The following is a 17,002-nucleotide window of genomic DNA, read 5'->3' as shown; positions in this document are numbered from 1 at the left end:
GAAGCTATTCTAATAACTGATGTTGATTATATATATTTTTTTTCTTTATTACTGTTGGTGAGTTAGCAGAATAAAAGGTATTCCTGAAATTTACATTCACTATGGAACGTTAGTAATTTCATTATTATGGGAGTTATGAAATGAAAAATATTAGCTTTGTAATAACATCAGACCCGCAGTATCCCTGGACACTGAATACAGATTTGGGCATATCAGAAAGTGACAGTGATAAAAAGGCTAATTCAGAAGCGCTTATCAGAGATCAATACACCAGTATTAACAATTATGTCAGTGATTCAAAATCCAGAGCTGTAGTGCTGGTAAATGGCGATCTCACCGCCTTTGGGCATGGTTCGGAGCGTTCAAAAATAGCCGAACTGCTAAATACCCTGAACTCTCCCTGGCGCTGGGGATTAGGGAATCATGATATTCAAAACAATTATCTCGATACTGCAAATAACGGTGCAGCAACAGATATGATGAGGATGTTCATTGAACACTATAATTCACTTACACTGGAAAATAAATCATGGGATGTAGCCATAGTCAATGGCTCTAACCATGTTGATTATACCGGAAGTTTTAACTATTCATGGGATGAAGGTGATTTTCATTTTATGCAGTTAAACAATTTCCCCGGCATGACCGGATACGATTTTAATAAGACTATCATCACCACCGATAAGCGAAAAGTCTATATGCGATGGGATAGTAATCTGACATGGATTAAGAAAAGTCTTGCAGGTGCAATTAACAGAGGGAAGTTTGTCATTATCAATGTTCATAAACCTGATCAGTGGCCAACTGAAGCATTAAATGCGATGAAGAACATTTTTTCTGAATATAAAAATCATATTAAGGCAATATTTTCAGGCCACTATCATGGCCGATGTGGCTACCAGGCAAATTATACCCAAACGATGGGAGGAAATATTCCTGTATTTCTGTCTGGCTCGGCTTCACGAAGAACATATTTGATTATGGAAACCGATCCGGCTGGATTAAATATTCATATTTATCTTGTCAGATAAAATAACTGGAAGGAAAGAGAAATGATTTACACTATTCCTCTGAGGAACAGTGTGGATAATATAGTCATAAAACCAGAAATAAATTTAAAGAAAGCAATGACAGCTGATTTGGGTAATAAAGCAGCACTATTTGACTCCTTTGAGCTTCCGGAGCAACTTTATACCATTACAAGAAATAGTATCGATAAAAATGCATTCACCATAAGAAAGAGTTTTAATGATGATGTTTTTTTATCGGATGAAAATAGCCTGTATTTTTCTGAAGGTTTCGATGGTGAAAGTAGTCTGTGGAAGTTGAATTATCAGCCCTTATTGCGTCATAATGTCATTACCAATAATATCGATGATAATAAGGCTGTTGATGTACCAGGCGGAGTCACTGCTAATGGTACTCATTTGATTATGTACAGCAAGCAAAATCTGGCTAATCAAAGGTTTTTATTTTCTGAATCCAGCCTCGGAGAACGCACATATATTGTTTCATCGTTAAGCTCCAGTAAGGTTATTTCCTCAGAGTCAAATAGTAGTGATGCGATTATTTACACTAAGGATTCAGGCGTGCGCCAGGCTTTTGTTTTGCTAAGATGTGATGATAAGGGGAAGAATGTATTTCAGATATTGAATATCTGGTCTGATAAGATCCTTGCATGGAATGCTACAAATGGAGTACAGGTTTTCTTCCATAAAAATGAATATAAGGATGAGCACTATTAGGTAATGCTCCCTCAGCGAGATGGAAGTTATCTTATTGCAAATTATAAAGATCAGAATTATTTTTTAGACGTAAGTAATGCCTCAACTGAAAATGGCACAAAATTACAGCTTCATACCAGAAATGGAAATAAAGCACAAAATTTTTTATTTGTTAAAAATCCAGAGTCATCTACCGTTGAACCTATAAATAGTACAAGAGCAGCTGTCATCATGCCCGTACTGTATATGTATGAAGGTGAATATGTTCTGAAAGCCTCAGCAGCCACTGGTAGTCTGATTGTCGCTCTTCGTGGTGCTTCTGAAAATTTAGAAAGTTTTAATTTTGTCAGGGCCAGAGGAAAAGGCCCTGGCGTTTATCAGATAAAAAGTAATACATGGCCAGCATCAGTCCTTGGCAGACATGATGATCAGGTTTATTTGATGCAAAATATTTATGCTGATACGCAATTCTGGAATTTACATTTTCATGATAATTTAAGTGGTTCGAAGGACTCTTATTTTATTTCAAACTTTGCATTCCCTAATGAGATATTAACAAGTATCGCAATATTGGGAAGTAGTGTACGCGGAGTCAGATTTGTGTCACGGGGAGAGAAAGTCAATTCTGAAGACCTTTTTATTGTCAGGTATATTTAAATTTCTTTTTTAATGGTGTGAATGGATTGATTGTGTATATGTGTTATCTCGATAAAATGGGTATGGTGGAAATATCATTTGAAGTGGTTAATAATAGTAATGTATTTTCATCTGAATTTTTTCAACTCAGGATCTACACCTTTTTTTCGAGGTATTTTAGCTAAGGAAATGGTTATTGGATTTAAAAAGGAAATAAACAAGCCTGGTTGGCCTGGTTATTTCCTTTACCGGAGTAGATCTATTTACGCCGTCTCAGCATCAGCATAATGCTACCGAATACGCCAGTGAACAGCAGCACCAGCGGCAGGATCATCAGGATAGTCATCACCTGATCTTCATGACGTTTAATAAACGGCACATGACTGATGGTATAGCCCAGCGTCACCAGAATACCGACCCACAGTAATCCGCTCAGCCAGTTAAAAAACTGAAAACGTGAGTTTTTCAGACCGGAAATTCCGGCCATGGTTGGCAGAAGCGTACGTACGAATGCCAGAAAACGCCCAATCAGCAACGCCATCAGGCCGTGGCGGTGAAACAAATTCCAGGCCCGCTGGTGGTAATGGACCGGCAGGTGCAGCAGCCAGCCTTTCACTATCGGCGTATTGCCCAGCCAGCGGCCCTGCAAATAACTTAACCAGTAGCCGAGACTGGCGGCGAGCGTCAGGATCGCAATGGTCGGGACAAAGCCCATCGCACCCCTGGCAATCATCGCGCCAGCCAGCAGTAACAGACTGTCTCCCGGCAGGAAAGCGGCAGGCAGAAGGCCATTTTCCAGCAGCAGCGTGACAAACATAATTCCATACACTATCCAGATGACTTCCGGACTGGCCAGGGTGGCAAAATCCTGTCGCCAGAGCGCCTGAACAATCTCGTGTAAAACAGCCATTTCGTATCCTGTTTACTGCGTTGAGCGGCTAATTGTACTCATATTCTGACCGTTGCGCGTTGACGCGATTAACGTTTTATTACGTATTTATCTGGCGTTTTTCAGGCCGGGCAGTCTGCGAGACGATCGAAACCCGCCGCCAGATCGGCAATCAGGTCGTCAACATTTTCCAGTCCGATATGCACCCGGACCAGCGTACCGTGAAAATCAACCCCGCCTGCCGGGCGGATAGCCGTCAGTTCCTCTGGTTGATTGGCAAGAATCAACGACTCAAACCCTCCCCAGGAATAGGCCATGCTGAAGTGCTCAAAATGATCCAGATAAGCGGCCAGCTGCTGGTCACTGAGGCGAGACTTCAGAACGAAAGAGAACAGTCCACTGCTGCCAGTGAAGTCCCGTTTCCAGAACCTGTGACCTTTACACTGCGCTAACGCCGGATGGTTGACCACCGCTACCTCGGGCCTTGTCGCCAGCCAGTTTGCCACCTGCAAACCGCTCTCCTGATGTTGGCGAAGTCGTACCGCCAGGGTTCTCAGCCCCCGGCTTGCCATATAGGCGGTATCGGCATCTACCATCTGTCCCATCAGATAAGAATTCTCCCGCAGCTGCGCCCAGCAGCGGGAGTTGGCGACAGCGGTACCGATCATCGCGTCAGAGTGGCCGATAAGATATTTTGTTCCCGCCTGAATCGAGATATCAATCCCCAGCGCCAGCGCCGGAAAAAGAATACCGGCCGCCCAGGTATTGTCGATAATCATCACCGCCTCAGGCGCTTTGCTGCGCACTGCGCTAACGATGGCGGGGATATCCTGGACTTCCATAGTGATGGAAGCAGGCGATTCGAGAAATACTACACGGGTGTTGGGTTGCACCAGCTCAGCAATTTCTGCGCCGCTACAGTGATCAAACCAGGTGGTGGAAACATTCATTTTGCTGAGGATCTTACTGCAAAAATCCTGCGTGGGCTCATACACTGAACCGGCCATCAGCACATTATTACCGGCGGAAACGAAGGCGAGAATGGCGTTTGCCACCGCCGCCGCACCACAGGGATAAAGTACACAGCCCGCGCCGCCTTCCAGCTCTGTCATCGCTTCCTGTAAGGAGAAATGGGTGAGCGTGCCGCGACGGCCATAGAACAGTTCACCCTCAGCGCGCCCTGAGGTGGCACGTTTCTTATCGGCCACGCTGTCAAATACCAGAGAGGAGGCGCGTTGTATAACGCTATTCACCGCTCCCTGGGTGTAGCGTTTACGCCGTCCGGCGGAAATCAATGCCGTTTCAATCTTTCTGCTGTTCATGCTGATACTCAGTTAATAAATGGTGATATGTCGCTAACGTTAACACGCCAGCGGAAGAGGGGAAATTGGCAGCCTGCTCAGTGACAAAGATTCAGCAAAAAATGACCCGGCGCTGCCCTGTCGGACGGTGAAAATGTAAAAAATGGCAACCTCTGGTCAAATAGTAATGATAACCACTATCAATTCGTTTTTGATTTGGTATGATCTGCGCTGGCTTTTTTTTCCCGTTTTTCCCTGGAGAGACAGCGTGACGAATGATTTGATGCAGACGGATCTTTCCGTCTGGGGCATGTATCAGCATGCAGACATCGTGGTGAAAGTGGTAATGATTGGTCTGCTGCTGGCGTCGGTTGTGACCTGGGCCATCTTCTTTCGCAAAAGTGCCGAACTGACTTCAGCTAAACGCCGTCTGAAGCGTGAGCAGCAGGCGCTGAACAACGTCCGTTCGCTGGAAGAAGCCGCTGACACAGCTGCCAGTTTCAGAGCCAACAGCCAGAGCAGCCAGTTGTTGAAAGAGGCGGAAAATGAGCTGCTGCTGTCGCAGGGCTCGGACGATAACGACGGTATCAAAGAGCGCACGGCTTTCCGCATGGAGCGTCGCGTGGCCTTTTTCAGCCGTCATGCCGGTCGTGGTAACGGTTTTCTGGCAACTATCGGTGCCATCGCCCCCTTTGTCGGACTCTTTGGCACCGTATGGGGCATCATGAACAGCTTTATCGGTATTGCCCAGACCCAGACCACCAATCTGGCGGTGGTTGCGCCGGGCATTGCAGAAGCGCTGCTGGCAACGGCCATCGGTCTGGTCGCCGCCATTCCTGCGGTGGTTATCTATAACGTCTTTGCCCGCATGATTGGCAGTTACAAAGCCATGTTGGGTGATGTGGCGGCCCAAATCATGCTGCTGCAAAGTCGCGATCTTGATCTCGCCGCCAGCAACGAAAGTCAGCGCCCACATCCCGCGCAGAAACTGCGGGTGGGGTAAGCATCATGGCTATGCGATTGAATGAAGATGTTGACAGCAACGGCGAAATGCACGAAATCAACGTGACGCCGTTTATCGATGTCATGCTGGTGCTGCTGATTATCTTTATGGTTGCGGCCCCGCTGGCTACGGTGGATGTCCGCGTTAATCTGCCTGCCTCAACCAGCGCCCCACAGCCGCGTCCGGAAAAGCCGGTTTATCTGTCGATCAAAGCCGATAAGCAGCTGTTCATTGGTAATGATGCTGTCACCGCCGCATCACTGGTGGAGAAGCTGAGTGCTGAAACCCAGGGTGATAAAAGCACCACCATTTTTTTCCAGGCTGATAAATCAGTTGATTATGAAACGCTGATGGGGGTTATGGATAAACTGCGTCAGGCGGGCTATCTGAAAATTGGTCTGGTGGGCATGGAAACCAGCGGCAAATAATTTGCTGAAAAACATGGCGGCCGACGCGCCTCTGTCGGCTGAATCACCGGCTCCATCCACCGTAAAGTCACAAAATCTCATCACACCCGCCTCTTCAGCCAGGCGGGTGTATCCGCTTATGTCCCACACGCTCTTCGCCCTGAAAACCCTGGCTGGTATCGCCCTTAAACCCTCTCCTGTGCAGAGGCCTGTCAGACGATGATTCAGGCACGTATTGCAGTGCTGAAGGCAGTAAACTCGTTGCGATACTTTACTTTTCTCCTGGCATCAACAACGCTTTTCCTTTGCAACGGCTGCTGTCGGTAATCACTGGCGGGCGCTTGCCGTCATAATTAAAGATGGTTTCAGTCACTTTTCAGGCCTGATGAAGATCGGGATGTTAATCAAAAGGAGGCAGAAATGCCCTGGCAGTTAAATGATTTTATCAATGCCACGCCATGGTTGCCTGCTCTGGTACTGGTTGTTTTTTCACTTGTTTTTGGATTCACCGCCCGCTTTATCATCCTCAAAATTATCCGCTACTGGCAAAAGCGGGACAGAAAGCTGTTTAAATCGCTGGAAAATAACCTGCATGGTTCGCTGTTTCTTTTTATTCCCCTGCTGATAATCAATACAGGAATTAATTATATTGCTATCAACGCAGATACAATGACATTCCTCTCCAGATTGCTGACGATATTTATTATTTTATCCTTTTGTTCAATTGCAATTCGGCTGACCAATGTTGCTCAGGATATGTTATTTCTGCGCTACGATATTACCCACGCCAATAATCTCCGGGCCAGAAAGATCCGCACGCAGATTATTTATGTGAAAAAAGTGGTCATCGTCATCCTGATTGTGCTGTGTGTATCACTGATTTTGCTGAATTTTGCCAGCGTGCGTAAATACGGCACCACCATTCTGACCGGAGCCGGCGTTGCCGGGATCATCATCGGTTTTGCCCTGCAAAAATCGCTGGTCAATTTGTTTGCCGGCATCCAGATAGCCTTTACCCAGCCAATCAAGATTGATGACGCGGTAGTGGTGGAAAACGAATGGGGCTGGATTGAGGAAATCAATCTCACTTATGTCGTGGTACGCATCTGGGACCTGCGTCGTCTGGTGCTGCCCATCACTTATTTTACCGAAAATCCTTTTCAGAACTGGACGCGCAACAGCGCCCAGATTTTAGGTTCGGTTTTTCTCTATGTTGATTACTCCATGCCGCTGCAACCCTTACGTGAGCATTTCGAAAAAATACTCAATGAGACAGCGCTGTGGGACAGGCAGACTCAGGTATTGCAGGTCAGTGATACCACCGATAAAACCATGACGGTCCGCCTGTTGATGACCGCGCAAAATTCACCCACCGCCTGGGATTTACGCTGCTATGTGCGCGAGAAGATGATTGAGTTTATTCAGCAAAATTATCCTCAAAGCCTGCCTAAATTCCGTGCCGCCTTAGAGGATAAGCCGCAAAACCCGACAGAGGGGGATACCGGAGATTCGTAGCGGCGTTGGGCTGAGGTGAAAAGGGGAAGTCCATAACGGACTTCCCCTGTGCCTGGGTCAGAGGGTGTCACCACCCTCAAGCTGTCGGCTTATCTGCCGGTCGCCATCCCTTAGCGCATTACATCTGCACCGCGGGTGCACTGGAATGCTTCGCCTGATACTGACGAACTAAGCGTTTAATAATCATGGTGCCTGCCAGACCGCACACTGCGGCAAAGGTCAGCCACACGCCCGGCATCGCTTTATCGCCGGTGGCGTGGATCAGGTAACTGGAAATGGCCGGTGTGAAGCCGCCGAACAGCGCTGTCGCCAGGCTGTAGGCCAGCGAGAACCCGGTGGCCCGGACCTCTGCTGGCATCACTTCTGCCAGATACACTACCATTGCGCCGTTATAGCTGGCATAGAGGAAAGAGAGCCACAGCTCGGCTGCCAGCAGGTGAGCAAAGGTCGGCGAGCCTACCAGCCAGTGCAGTACCGGCCATGCAGTGGCAATCATCAATACTGTAAACAGAATCAGCAGGGGACGACGTCCATAGCGGTCAGAGACCGAACCCATAATCGGCAGCCAGAAAAGGTTCGACAGGCCCACGCACAGGGTGACGAAAAAGCTCTGTTTATCGCTCATCATCAGCACCGTTTTGCCAAAGGTCGGCGTGAAGGCGGTGATCATATAAAACATCACCGTCGTGGTGACCACCATCAACATCCCTGCCAGCACCAGCGCCCAGTTACTGGCAACGGAACGCAGGATCTGTCCCATATTGGGATGCGACTTACGCTGGCTAAAGGCTTCGGTTTCCTCCAGCATGGTCCGGATCCAGAACAGGAACGGCACGATCATACAGCCGACAAAGAACGGAATACGCCAGCCCCAGTCGGTCACCTGATCCTTCGCCAGCAGATGGTTCAGGCCCAGCCCCAACAGGGCGGCAAAGATAACCGCAATTTGCTGGCTGCCGGATTGCCAGCTGACGAAAAAGCCTTTGCGATTTTTCGGTGCGATTTCCGCCAGATAGACCGAAACGCCACCCAGTTCCACACCAGCAGAAAAGCCCTGAAGCAGACGTCCAAGCAGGATAAGGATCGGCGCGGCGGCCCCCAGCGTCTGATAACCGGGCACCAGCGCAATGGTCAACGTGCCCAGCGCCATCAGACTCAGCGTCAGTAACAACCCTTTACGACGACCATGATGGTCGATATAGGAGCCAAGGATAATGGCCCCCAGCGGACGCATCAGAAACCCTGCACCGAAGGTCATCAGCGTCAGCATCAGCGAGGCAAAAGGGTCATCACCCGGGAAAAACGTTTTAGAAATGGCGGTAGCATAGTAACCAAACACCATAAAATCATACATTTCCAGAAAGTTGCCGCTGGTCACGTTGAAGATGGTTCTGGCATTGCCCTGAGGCTTTTTCGGAGGAGAAGTTAACGCAGTCATACAGCTTCCTTTATGTTTTTTTCCTTTCTAGCCTGAGCTGGCGGGATTTAATGTGACGAACTTCACCGTTAACAGAGTATGGTTTTTTACATTAGTAACAAAAAATTAACAGGATGGAGCGGCTGAGCGTAGCTGAGGCGGCTCGCATGTTGTCTGTGTTCTGCGGAGGATTACTTTTGTCCGCCGGTTTTTTCTTCTGTTTTCAGCCACCTGAACTTCATCACCGGCGTCATCTTTATATCCATATGTTTCCGGACTGGACGGGCTTTCACCGTCTGCCAGGCTTAGTGACAGGTGGCATTGATTCTTAAATTCAGGAGTACCTATGACTGACCAGTACAAAATGCAGAATCCTCTCAACCAGTACTACACCGACGATTATCCAAAGCAGCGCCAGAGCGCACCGGGGGTACAGGCCGAAATGCAGCCCGTTCCGGATTGCGGTGAAAAAACCTGGCGAGGCAGCCAGCGACTGGAAGGACGAAAAGCACTGGTCACCGGAGCGGACTCCGGTATTGGCCGGGCGGTGGCGATTGCCTACGCCAGAGAAGGGGCCGATGTGGCACTCTCTTACCTGGCTGACGAGCAGAAGGATGCGGAGGAGGTCGCCAGCCTGATCCGGGAGGCAGGGCGTAAGGCGATACTGTTGCCGGGCGATATCAGCGATGAAAGGTTCAGCGTCAGCCTGGTAGAGGACGCCCGTCAACAGCTGGGTGGCCTGGATATTCTGGCGCTGGTCGCCGGTAAGCAGGTTGCGGTGGAGGACATCGCTGAGCTGACCACCGAGCAGTTTCGTCAGACGTACGATACCAACGTCATGTCGCTGTTCTGGATAACCAAAGCGGCGATCCCTCATTTACCGGCAGGCAGCAGCATCATCACCACCTCATCCATTCAGGCTTATCAGCCCAGCCCGCACCTGTTGGATTATGCCTCGACCAAAGCCGCCATCCTGAACTACACCCGTGGACTGGCAAAACAGGTCGCGGAGAAAGGTATCCGGGTGAACTGTGTTGCACCCGGTCCCATCTGGACGCCACTTCAGATCGCCGGTGGGCAAACCCAGGATAAAATTCCGGAGTTTGGACAGCAAACGCCACTGAAACGTGCCGGGCAGCCAGCCGAGCTGGCCGGGGTTTACGTTTATCTGGCCTCGCAGGAATCCAGCTATGTCACCGCCGAGGTACACGGCGTCACCGGAGGTAACCATCTGGGCTGATTAACATCACCGCTGGCGCTCAGGCAGGCATCGCTGTGTGTCTGCCTGAGCAACTCAGGCCCCGTAGTTAAGCCACATCTTTCCTTCAGTTGCTCCTTCCCCATCGTAATTTTTCTGTCGCTGCCACTCAGACTGCGGGCTGCCATTAGCTGCAACAGTTCGGCGTAACCCGCTTTCGGATCTCAGCCGAAACACACCGTTTAGTGCTACGACCTGTGCGGGCAAAAATATCTAAGAATTATCCTGGCTGAGGCTGGGCAAAAAAAAGTGTGGATGGTAAGGTTTCCGGCAGAAAAAAACAGCCGGATAAGCCTGGTAAATCGTAAGGTAATAAACAGCTTACCGAAGCCTGTCGAGATAATTTGCCGCGACTGCTGACGATGTCGGTAAAGTTGACCGCGTGTTGTCCGATACCGTGATGATTACCGATCGGTTTACGATGCTTTTTATTTAACTATCAGGGTGCCAGCCAGCAGGCTTCAGTCCCAGAGATCGACATATGCTGATGAGTTCTTACGACCACTTGCTGGTTATTGTCTCTGTTTTTGTTGCCTGCCTGACCGCTTACACCGCGTTGGATATGGCCAGCAGGGTGACAACCTCGACCGGCAATGCCGCACGGGTGTGGCTGCTGGGCGGCGGTTTTGCTATGGGAATTGGCATCTGGTCGATGCATTTTATTGGTATGCTGGCGCTCAATATGGCGAGGGTAATCAGCTATGATCCGCGCCTGACCATAATCTCCGTCCTGGTTGCCATCGCGGCCTCGATCTATGCACTGTGGATTGTCTGCCATCCCAGCCTGCCGCCGTATCGCCTGCTGTTAGGCGCCCTGATTATGGGCGGCGGCGTGGTTGCCATGCACTACACCGGCATGGCGGCGCTGATGTTTGCCTCTGACATTACCTGGCGTTGGGGCTGGGTGCTGGTTTCTGTCGCGATCGCATTGGTCGCCTCCGCCACGGCGCTCTGGCTGACGTTTACCCTGCGCCAGGGAAAACGTTCCGGGGGAGTGCGCGCCGGGGCGTCTGCCATCATGGGAATCGCCATTGCCGGGATGCATTACAGCGGCATGGCGGCTGCCTGTTTCCCGCTGGAATCTCATGCCATGCAGATGAGTATCAACAGTCACTGGCTGGCTTTACTGGTGGTGGTGGTGACGCTCTCGGTTTTGGGTATCACGCTGGTGGTATCAACGCTGGATGCCCGCCTGCAAACGCGAACCTCGGTGCTGGCCTCTTCACTGGCTGAAGCCAACCGAGAGCTGGCTCAGTTTGCGTTGTATGACAGTCTGACCCGTCTGCCAAACCGTATCTTACTGGAAGATTGCCTCAGTCAGGCGCTGCGCAAAGCGCAACATGACGGCACCTCTTTTGCCCTGATGTATATGGATCTTGATGGCTTCAAGGCGATCAACGATGTCTTTGGTCATCAGGTTGGCGACAGCCTGCTGTTAGCCTTCACTGACAGAATACAGACGTTGCTTTCCGGCGAGCACACGCTGTCCCGCCTCGGTGGTGATGAGTTTGTGCTGCTGGCAGAGACGGACCAGCCTGAGTACGCGGCTGAGCTTGCCGCAACACTGGTGAAGGCGATGGAACGACCATTTGTCGTCTGTCGTTTTGAGCTGTCGGTAACGCTGAGCATCGGCATTGTCCTCTTTCCGGGGGATGGAGAGGATGGGCGGGAACTGATGTTTAATGCCGATGTGGCGATGTACCACACCAAAAATCATGGCCGCAACGGTTATCATTTTTTCCAGCCATCAATGAACAGCATTGCGCAAAGCCAGATACAGCTGATTAACGACCTGTGGCTGGCGCAGCAGCGCGGTGAGCTACGCCTGCACTATCAGCCAAAATTCTGCGCACCGCAGGGACCGATAGTCGGTTTTGAAGCGCTCATCCGCTGGCAGCATCCACAGCGTGGCCTGCTCTCCCCGGATATTTTTCTGCCGCTGGCGGAAAGAACCGGACTGATAGTCAGCATCGGTAACTGGGTGATCCACGAAGCCTGTCGCCAGTTACGTATCTGGCACCAACTGGGTAATCCGCAGTGGTCGGTGGCGGTTAACCTCTCGGCACTGCAATTTGAGCAGGCAGGTCTGGTGGAGACGGTGATTATTGCCCTGCGGGAGAACCAGATCGCGCCGGAGCTGCTGACGCTGGAAGTCACTGAAACCACGGCAATGCGCGATCCGGATCAGAGTGTCAGGATCCTGACGCAACTCACCGATCTTGGGGTGAAGGCCTCAATCGACGACTTTGGCACCGGGTATTCCAGCCTGTTATATCTGAAGCGTCTGCCTGCCAGTGAACTGAAAATTGACCGCGCTTTTGTTCGCGAACTGCAATCCCGTAATGAAGATGCCACCATTGTCAGCGCTATTGTGTCCCTGGCGCGCATGCTGAATCTGAAAGTGGTGGCTGAAGGCGTGGAAACCAGCGAGCAACAATCATTTCTGACCGGGCTGGGGTGTCACTCATTGCAGGGCTATCTGCTGGGACGGCCGGTTTCGCCAGAGAAAGTACCGGAACTGGCACACTACAGTGGCCTCCAGCCACTGTAAGTCACGCCGCTGTGAACCTCAGATGTTGGGTGAATTGTTATGGCATAGTTATAATAGTTGCCAGAACTTATCCACGAGCTGCTCACTGTTATGGCTAAATACCAACAATTAATCGATCGCCTCCGGCAACAGATTGCGGACGAAATCTGGCAGCCAGGGGAAAAACTCCCCTCGCTGCGTGAGCAGGTAGCGCAAAGCGGGTTGAGCCTGATGACGGTGTTGCATGCCTATCAGGTACTGGAAAGCCAGGGGTTTATTCAGTCCCGGCCTCAGTCCGGCTATTTTGTGGCTCCTCATGCTGAGTTTATCAGCCAGCCTGACAGCCATCAGAAAGTGCAGCTGGCGGAATCCGTGGACATTAATGGGTTTATCTTTGAGGTATTGCAGGCCTGTCGTGCGCCGGATATCCAGCCTTTCGGCTCTGCATTTCCCGATCCGGAACTGTTTCCGCAACGCCAGTTGATGCGATCGCTGACGGCGGTGTCGCATTCGCTGAAACCGGCGGATGCGCTGAACAATCTGCCGCCGGGCAACGAAGCGCTGCGCAAGACGCTGGCTCAGCGCTATGCCCTACAGGGTATCGCGGTTTCTCCGGATGAAATTGTGATCACTAATGGCGCGATGGAGGCGCTGAACCTGAGTATGCAGGCGGTCACCGAACCGGGTGACTGGGTGGCGATTGAAAACCCGTGTTTTTACGGCGCATTACAGGTGATCGAACGGCTGAAGCTGAAAGCCGTGGCCATCGCCACCCATCCGCAGCATGGCATCGACCTTGAGGAACTTGACGCCGCCCTGAGCCGCTGGCCGGTTAAAGCCTGCTGGCTGATGAGCAATCAGCAGAATCCGGTAGGCTGTACCCTGAGCAAAGAGAAAAAGCAGCAACTGGTGGCGCTGCTGGCGCAACATCAGGTGATGCTGATTGAAGACGATGTCTACAGCGAGCTCTGGTTTGGTCATGAAAAGCCGCTGCCAGCAAAGGCGTTTGACCGTCACGACGGTGTGCTGCACTGCTCCTCTTTTTCCAAAAATCTGGTGGCGGGTTTCCGGGTTGGCTGGGTGGCCGCAGGCCGACATGCGCAGCGTATTCAGCGTCTGCAACTGATGAGTACGCTGGCAACCAGCGCGCCTATGCAGCTGGCGCTGGCAAACTATCTCTCCACACGGAGTTATGACAGCCATCTGCGCCGCTTGCGACAGCAACTGGAACAGCGCAAAAACCAGGCGCGTCATGCCCTGAAGCGGCACCTGCCAGCCAGCGCACGTATTAACGATTCGCAGGGCGGCTATTTCCTGTGGGTTGAACTGCCGACAGAGATCAATACCACCGAGCTCTATTACCGCGCGCTCCGGCATAATATCAGCATTGCGCCTGGAAAAATGTTTTCTTCCGGGGAGCAGTATGCCAACTATTTTCGCTTTAATACGGCGTGGGAATGGGGTGAGCAACAGGACGCTGCGGTGGCAACGCTGGGCAGGCTGGTCAGGGAAATGATGGCGGGTAACTGACATCCCGCCGGGGGAGATTCTGTCACAGGCTGGAGGCGCGCTGCTGGCCCCATGTCAGGTGGTAAACATCGTAAAAATCTACCTCACCCTTCTGACGCAACAGTTTTTCGATGCCCTGTTTGACCTCAGCAGGCACCTCGCTGCTGGTGAGAATATCCTCAATGGCCTGCGGCGACAGCGTGCGCACGTAATACCATTCGCCGTTATAACAGACGCGTAAATCGAGCGTGTCGATATCTTCAAAGCGGTAGCGAGGATTGACATCCAACAGCATCAGGCCGCTCATCAGCAGGACAAACAAGGTTGCCCCCCAGAAGGCTGGCCAGCCGAGGAATTCAGTGGTGAAAATCAGTGCCACGGTCAGCGCATAGCAGATATACATCGATGCCCACAGGCCAGGGTGATTTTTCAGAAAGGAAAGGCTGAAGCGTGGTCGGTTATCACGCTGTTCCTGCCGATTCAGCATGTCAATTTCGCGTAGCAGAATTTCTTTAACGTTTCCCACGGTGACTCTCCTGAATAAACCGGGTCCAGTTAAACATAAAGTCGCTCTGTGCAGCAGTCACAGTCAGGGTAAATAAAACTATAACAGTCGTCCCGCGGGGAGGATTTTATGTCGCAAACAGACCATAATTGGCAACTTCCGGAAACTGACTATATGGCGGAATGAATGAAATCGCTTATCAATGCGCTACTGCTGATCGCCGCTTTTTGCTCTGTTTCACCCGCGACAGCCATTGAGTGTGCCAGAGCCTCGACCGTCGTTGAAAGCACCATTTGCCAGTCGCCATCACTGGTGTGGCTGGATTCGCTGTTAAATAACACCTGGCGCAACGTTATGCAGAGTAGCGATCCGCAAGGGGCCAATGCGGCGATGCGGCGATGGCGGGTTTCACGGGATGCCTGCACCAGCAGCAGCTGTCTGCGCTGGGCTTATCTTCAGGGGATCGGGCAGTTGTATCACGTGCCGGAGACCTTTGACTGGAGCGGGGAGTGGTGGAACACCACGGCGAGCAACGGTAACGGTGGGCGGCTGATCCTGGATAATGTTAATCAGTGGGCATTTGATTTTGACGCCAGAGTCTGGGGGGGCGCGTATACATCAACGCTGCGCGGTAATGTGAAGATGTTTTACGGCGTGGGCTTCGTCGATAACATCAGGTGGGGTGCCAGCTGTACGGTGGTCTTTATTCCGCAGCCAGACGGCAAAATCACCGTCAGCAGCGATAATGACAACAGCTGTAAACTGATTATGCCAAAGGGCGTGGCGATTGATGGGGTCTGGCAGCGAGCCACTCAGGATCCACGCTCGCCCGCCACCCTGTTTTCTGTCGGCATACTGCCGTCCAAAACGCTTGATGACCGCTTTCGTCAGCTGGCTGGTAAGGATTATCAGCAATATATCAGGGTGGCGAATAAGGTCACTTACGCCGTCGACCAGGACAATCTCCACGCCACGGTGCTCACCCTGGCGGTAAACGGTGACGCCAGCCGTCGGGCGGCGATCATTATGTACACGGCTGAGGGTAAAATCTGGGCTGCCCTGTTAACGCCGGAAAACGGCGGACAGATGCACTATCTCACCAGCGAACAGGATCAGAAGAGCCCGCCTGAAACCATTAATCGCTGGCGTGCACTGTTTCAGAGTTAGCCATCGGGGAGCGATTTATCCCGGGGGCTCAGCATGTCGGCCTGAGGGGAAATTCAACCACGTCAATCTGATGCTGCCCGGTTACGCGGCGGATATCCTGCGCCACATCATCAATCCCTATTGCTGACACGCATCTGCCTGAGAAAAAGAAACTGGCGCAACGAAACATCAGACAGGGCAAACAGCGCAATGACGATAATAAAACGCTGCATTATCTCTGCAAACTGTGCGAGGGCTACGGTAAGGGTCCCGCCGGGAAAAGAGTCTTTCAGATCCAGCAGCGGCAGTCGTTGTTGCAGGGTAAGACCGACCACCACCAACAGCACGCTGCACTTGAACACCATTTTCAGCACCTGAAAACGGTGTTCACGGTATCCGACACCCGCCAGCGGGCTGAGTTTCCTGCAACCGGGCGGGATATGTCTGGCGACAAAAATCCAGCAGGCGGCGATCAGGTCTGGCAGCCTGGCTGCCACCGGGACAGGCAGTAGCGACAGGGTTATTTTCAGCACGATCAGGATGTTAAGTCGCATAAACTGATGCAATGTTCCCTTCTCATTGATGTGTCCGGCCAGCTGTCGCATAGCCAGCAGTGAGCTGTGAATCAGATTGCGGTACCAGGGGAATAGAGTCGTCAGCACCAGCAACCCCGCAATCAGTCCGGCAGCCAGGCCTGTTTCGCGCGCGCGTGGGGTTTTGCCTTGCTCATGGTTTTTTTTCAGTTTACTGACTGTGGTTTTTTCACTCGACTTACCTTTCACGGACATCGGATTCACCTTAATGTTTTGCCGTTCCGACACTCTGTTTCGTCTGTCACTGATACTTTTTCTCACATTCAGATTAATGGCCATAAGCCGTCGGGCATCTGTACGTCACTATTATCAGAGCAGGCAATATGCGGTATCAGTTAATATTCCATACATCACGCCAGCAGTTATTTTTTTACTTCTGTCTGACATAGGTTGATATTTGTCTTTTTCTGAACGAAACCGGATTTTACTGCGGAAGTCATGTTGTCAATTAGACCGCTGTTTCAGCTGGTAAGCAATCCGTACAGGATTATTAATTTGTTATTAATGAATGCTGTAAATCGTGCTGCATATTTCTACTGATATGAAAAATAAGGGTTTATTTTTTAATA

At 51.0% G+C, this 17,002-nt stretch carries 15 protein-coding genes; 10 read left to right on the top strand and 5 right to left on the bottom strand.

Translation table 11 applies throughout. The features are described 5' to 3' along the window. Window positions 1-140 precede the first annotated feature (140 nt). From AC3RPL_RS17375 to AC3RPL_RS17365, 3 genes are read left to right on the top strand one after another with little or no spacing between them, the layout of a single operon-like run. Complete coding sequence (locus tag AC3RPL_RS17375; RefSeq protein ID WP_490740972.1) at window positions 141-1,031, top strand: metallophosphoesterase family protein; 891 nt, start codon at window positions 141-143, stop codon at window positions 1,029-1,031. 21 nt (window positions 1,032-1,052) lie between these two features. Continuing rightward, a complete protein-coding gene (locus AC3RPL_RS17370; protein ID WP_490740971.1) occupies window positions 1,053-1,745 on the top strand; it encodes a ricin-type beta-trefoil lectin domain protein in 693 nt (230 codons plus the stop codon). Window positions 1,746-1,748: 3 nt separating this feature from the next. After that, window positions 1,749-2,381 (top strand): ricin-type beta-trefoil lectin domain protein, encoded by a 633-nt coding sequence (locus AC3RPL_RS17365; RefSeq protein ID WP_490740970.1) that lies wholly within the window; start codon window positions 1,749-1,751, stop codon window positions 2,379-2,381. A 238-nt stretch (window positions 2,382-2,619) separates the two neighbouring features. Here AC3RPL_RS17365 and AC3RPL_RS17360 read toward each other — a convergent pair whose 3' ends face one another. Further along, window positions 2,620-3,270, bottom strand: a complete 651-nt coding sequence (locus tag AC3RPL_RS17360; RefSeq protein ID WP_490740969.1) for a DedA family protein — start codon at window positions 3,268-3,270, stop codon at window positions 2,620-2,622. Window positions 3,271-3,371: 101 nt separating this feature from the next. Further along, the gene (metC, locus tag AC3RPL_RS17355) at window positions 3,372-4,571 is read right to left on the bottom strand and encodes a cystathionine beta-lyase (protein WP_490740968.1); all 1,200 of its coding nucleotides are present in this window, start codon (window positions 4,569-4,571) and stop codon (window positions 3,372-3,374) included. Window positions 4,572-4,818: 247 nt separating this feature from the next. Here metC and exbB point away from each other — a divergent pair, with 247 nt between their 5' ends. The 3 genes from exbB to AC3RPL_RS17340 all read left to right on the top strand — a co-directional run bounded on the left by exbB (window position 4,819) and on the right by AC3RPL_RS17340 (window position 7,475). Continuing rightward, entirely contained in the window at window positions 4,819-5,553 is a 735-nt protein-coding gene (gene exbB, locus AC3RPL_RS17350; protein WP_490740967.1) for a tol-pal system-associated acyl-CoA thioesterase, read from the top strand. 5 nt (window positions 5,554-5,558) lie between these two features. Beyond that, entirely contained in the window at window positions 5,559-5,981 is a 423-nt protein-coding gene (gene exbD / locus AC3RPL_RS17345) for a TonB system transport protein ExbD (RefSeq protein ID WP_034936987.1), read from the top strand. A gap of 399 nt (window positions 5,982-6,380) precedes the next feature. Further along, on the top strand, window positions 6,381-7,475 hold the full coding sequence (locus AC3RPL_RS17340) for a mechanosensitive ion channel family protein (protein WP_490740966.1): 1,095 nt from the start codon (window positions 6,381-6,383) through the stop codon (window positions 7,473-7,475). A 118-nt stretch (window positions 7,476-7,593) separates the two neighbouring features. Here the strand turns inward: AC3RPL_RS17340 and AC3RPL_RS17335 are convergent, their stop codons facing one another. Next, on the bottom strand, window positions 7,594-8,913 hold the full coding sequence (locus tag AC3RPL_RS17335; protein WP_034936990.1) for an MFS transporter: 1,320 nt from the start codon (window positions 8,911-8,913) through the stop codon (window positions 7,594-7,596). A gap of 325 nt (window positions 8,914-9,238) precedes the next feature. On the opposite strand from AC3RPL_RS17335, the gene AC3RPL_RS17330 reads away from it, so the two are divergent. From AC3RPL_RS17330 to AC3RPL_RS17320, 3 genes are all read left to right on the top strand, one after another. Continuing rightward, on the top strand, window positions 9,239-10,132 hold the full coding sequence (locus tag AC3RPL_RS17330) for an SDR family oxidoreductase (protein WP_367167010.1): 894 nt from the start codon (window positions 9,239-9,241) through the stop codon (window positions 10,130-10,132). Window positions 10,133-10,631: 499 nt separating this feature from the next. Continuing rightward, the gene (locus AC3RPL_RS17325) at window positions 10,632-12,701 is read left to right on the top strand and encodes a putative bifunctional diguanylate cyclase/phosphodiesterase (RefSeq protein ID WP_490740965.1); all 2,070 of its coding nucleotides are present in this window, start codon (window positions 10,632-10,634) and stop codon (window positions 12,699-12,701) included. Between the two features lie 90 nt (window positions 12,702-12,791). Next, the gene (locus AC3RPL_RS17320; RefSeq protein WP_490740964.1) at window positions 12,792-14,210 is read left to right on the top strand and encodes an aminotransferase-like domain-containing protein; all 1,419 of its coding nucleotides are present in this window, start codon (window positions 12,792-12,794) and stop codon (window positions 14,208-14,210) included. Window positions 14,211-14,232: 22 nt separating this feature from the next. Here the strand turns inward: AC3RPL_RS17320 and AC3RPL_RS17315 are convergent, their stop codons facing one another. Next, window positions 14,233-14,715, bottom strand: coding sequence for a YlaC family protein (locus AC3RPL_RS17315; protein WP_034936999.1), 483 nt, complete (start codon window positions 14,713-14,715; stop codon window positions 14,233-14,235). Between the two features lie 165 nt (window positions 14,716-14,880). Between AC3RPL_RS17315 and AC3RPL_RS17310 the strand changes: the two genes are divergently transcribed. Next, window positions 14,881-15,861 carry a lysozyme inhibitor LprI family protein gene (locus AC3RPL_RS17310; protein WP_490740963.1) on the top strand — a complete coding sequence of 327 codons (981 nt, stop codon included), beginning with the start codon at window positions 14,881-14,883 and terminating at the stop codon, window positions 15,859-15,861. 110 nt (window positions 15,862-15,971) lie between these two features. On the opposite strand, the gene AC3RPL_RS17305 is transcribed toward AC3RPL_RS17310, so the two are convergent. Then, complete coding sequence (locus AC3RPL_RS17305; RefSeq protein WP_490740962.1) at window positions 15,972-16,628, bottom strand: EscU/YscU/HrcU family type III secretion system export apparatus switch protein; 657 nt, start codon at window positions 16,626-16,628, stop codon at window positions 15,972-15,974. Window positions 16,629-17,002 lie beyond the last annotated feature (374 nt).

Source organism: Erwinia papayae (assembly GCF_058241465.1).
The sequence above is the reverse complement of the archived record's forward strand: the minus strand, read 5'-3'. Positions and strand labels throughout refer to the sequence as shown.

Bases quoted from the DNA above. Each gene is read 5' to 3' on its own strand.
- AC3RPL_RS17375 (WP_490740972.1), top strand. From the start codon at position 141: ATGAAAAATATTAGCTTTGTAATAACATCAGACCCGCAGTATCCCTGG.
- AC3RPL_RS17370 (WP_490740971.1), top strand. From the start codon at position 1,053: ATGATTTACACTATTCCTCTGAGGAACAGTGTGGATAATATAGTCATA.
- AC3RPL_RS17365 (WP_490740970.1), top strand. From the start codon at position 1,749: ATGCTCCCTCAGCGAGATGGAAGTTATCTTATTGCAAATTATAAAGAT.
- AC3RPL_RS17360 (WP_490740969.1), bottom strand. From the start codon at position 3,270: ATGGCTGTTTTACACGAGATTGTTCAGGCGCTCTGGCGACAGGATTTT.
- metC (WP_490740968.1), bottom strand. From the start codon at position 4,571: ATGAACAGCAGAAAGATTGAAACGGCATTGATTTCCGCCGGACGGCGT.
- exbD (WP_034936987.1), top strand. From the start codon at position 5,559: ATGGCTATGCGATTGAATGAAGATGTTGACAGCAACGGCGAAATGCAC.
- AC3RPL_RS17340 (WP_490740966.1), top strand. From the start codon at position 6,381: ATGCCCTGGCAGTTAAATGATTTTATCAATGCCACGCCATGGTTGCCT.
- AC3RPL_RS17335 (WP_034936990.1), bottom strand. From the start codon at position 8,913: ATGACTGCGTTAACTTCTCCTCCGAAAAAGCCTCAGGGCAATGCCAGA.
- AC3RPL_RS17330 (WP_367167010.1), top strand. From the start codon at position 9,239: ATGACTGACCAGTACAAAATGCAGAATCCTCTCAACCAGTACTACACC.
- AC3RPL_RS17325 (WP_490740965.1), top strand. From the start codon at position 10,632: ATGCTGATGAGTTCTTACGACCACTTGCTGGTTATTGTCTCTGTTTTT.
- AC3RPL_RS17320 (WP_490740964.1), top strand. From the start codon at position 12,792: ATGGCTAAATACCAACAATTAATCGATCGCCTCCGGCAACAGATTGCG.
- AC3RPL_RS17310 (WP_490740963.1), top strand. From the start codon at position 14,881: ATGAAATCGCTTATCAATGCGCTACTGCTGATCGCCGCTTTTTGCTCT.
- AC3RPL_RS17305 (WP_490740962.1), bottom strand. From the start codon at position 16,628: ATGTCCGTGAAAGGTAAGTCGAGTGAAAAAACCACAGTCAGTAAACTG.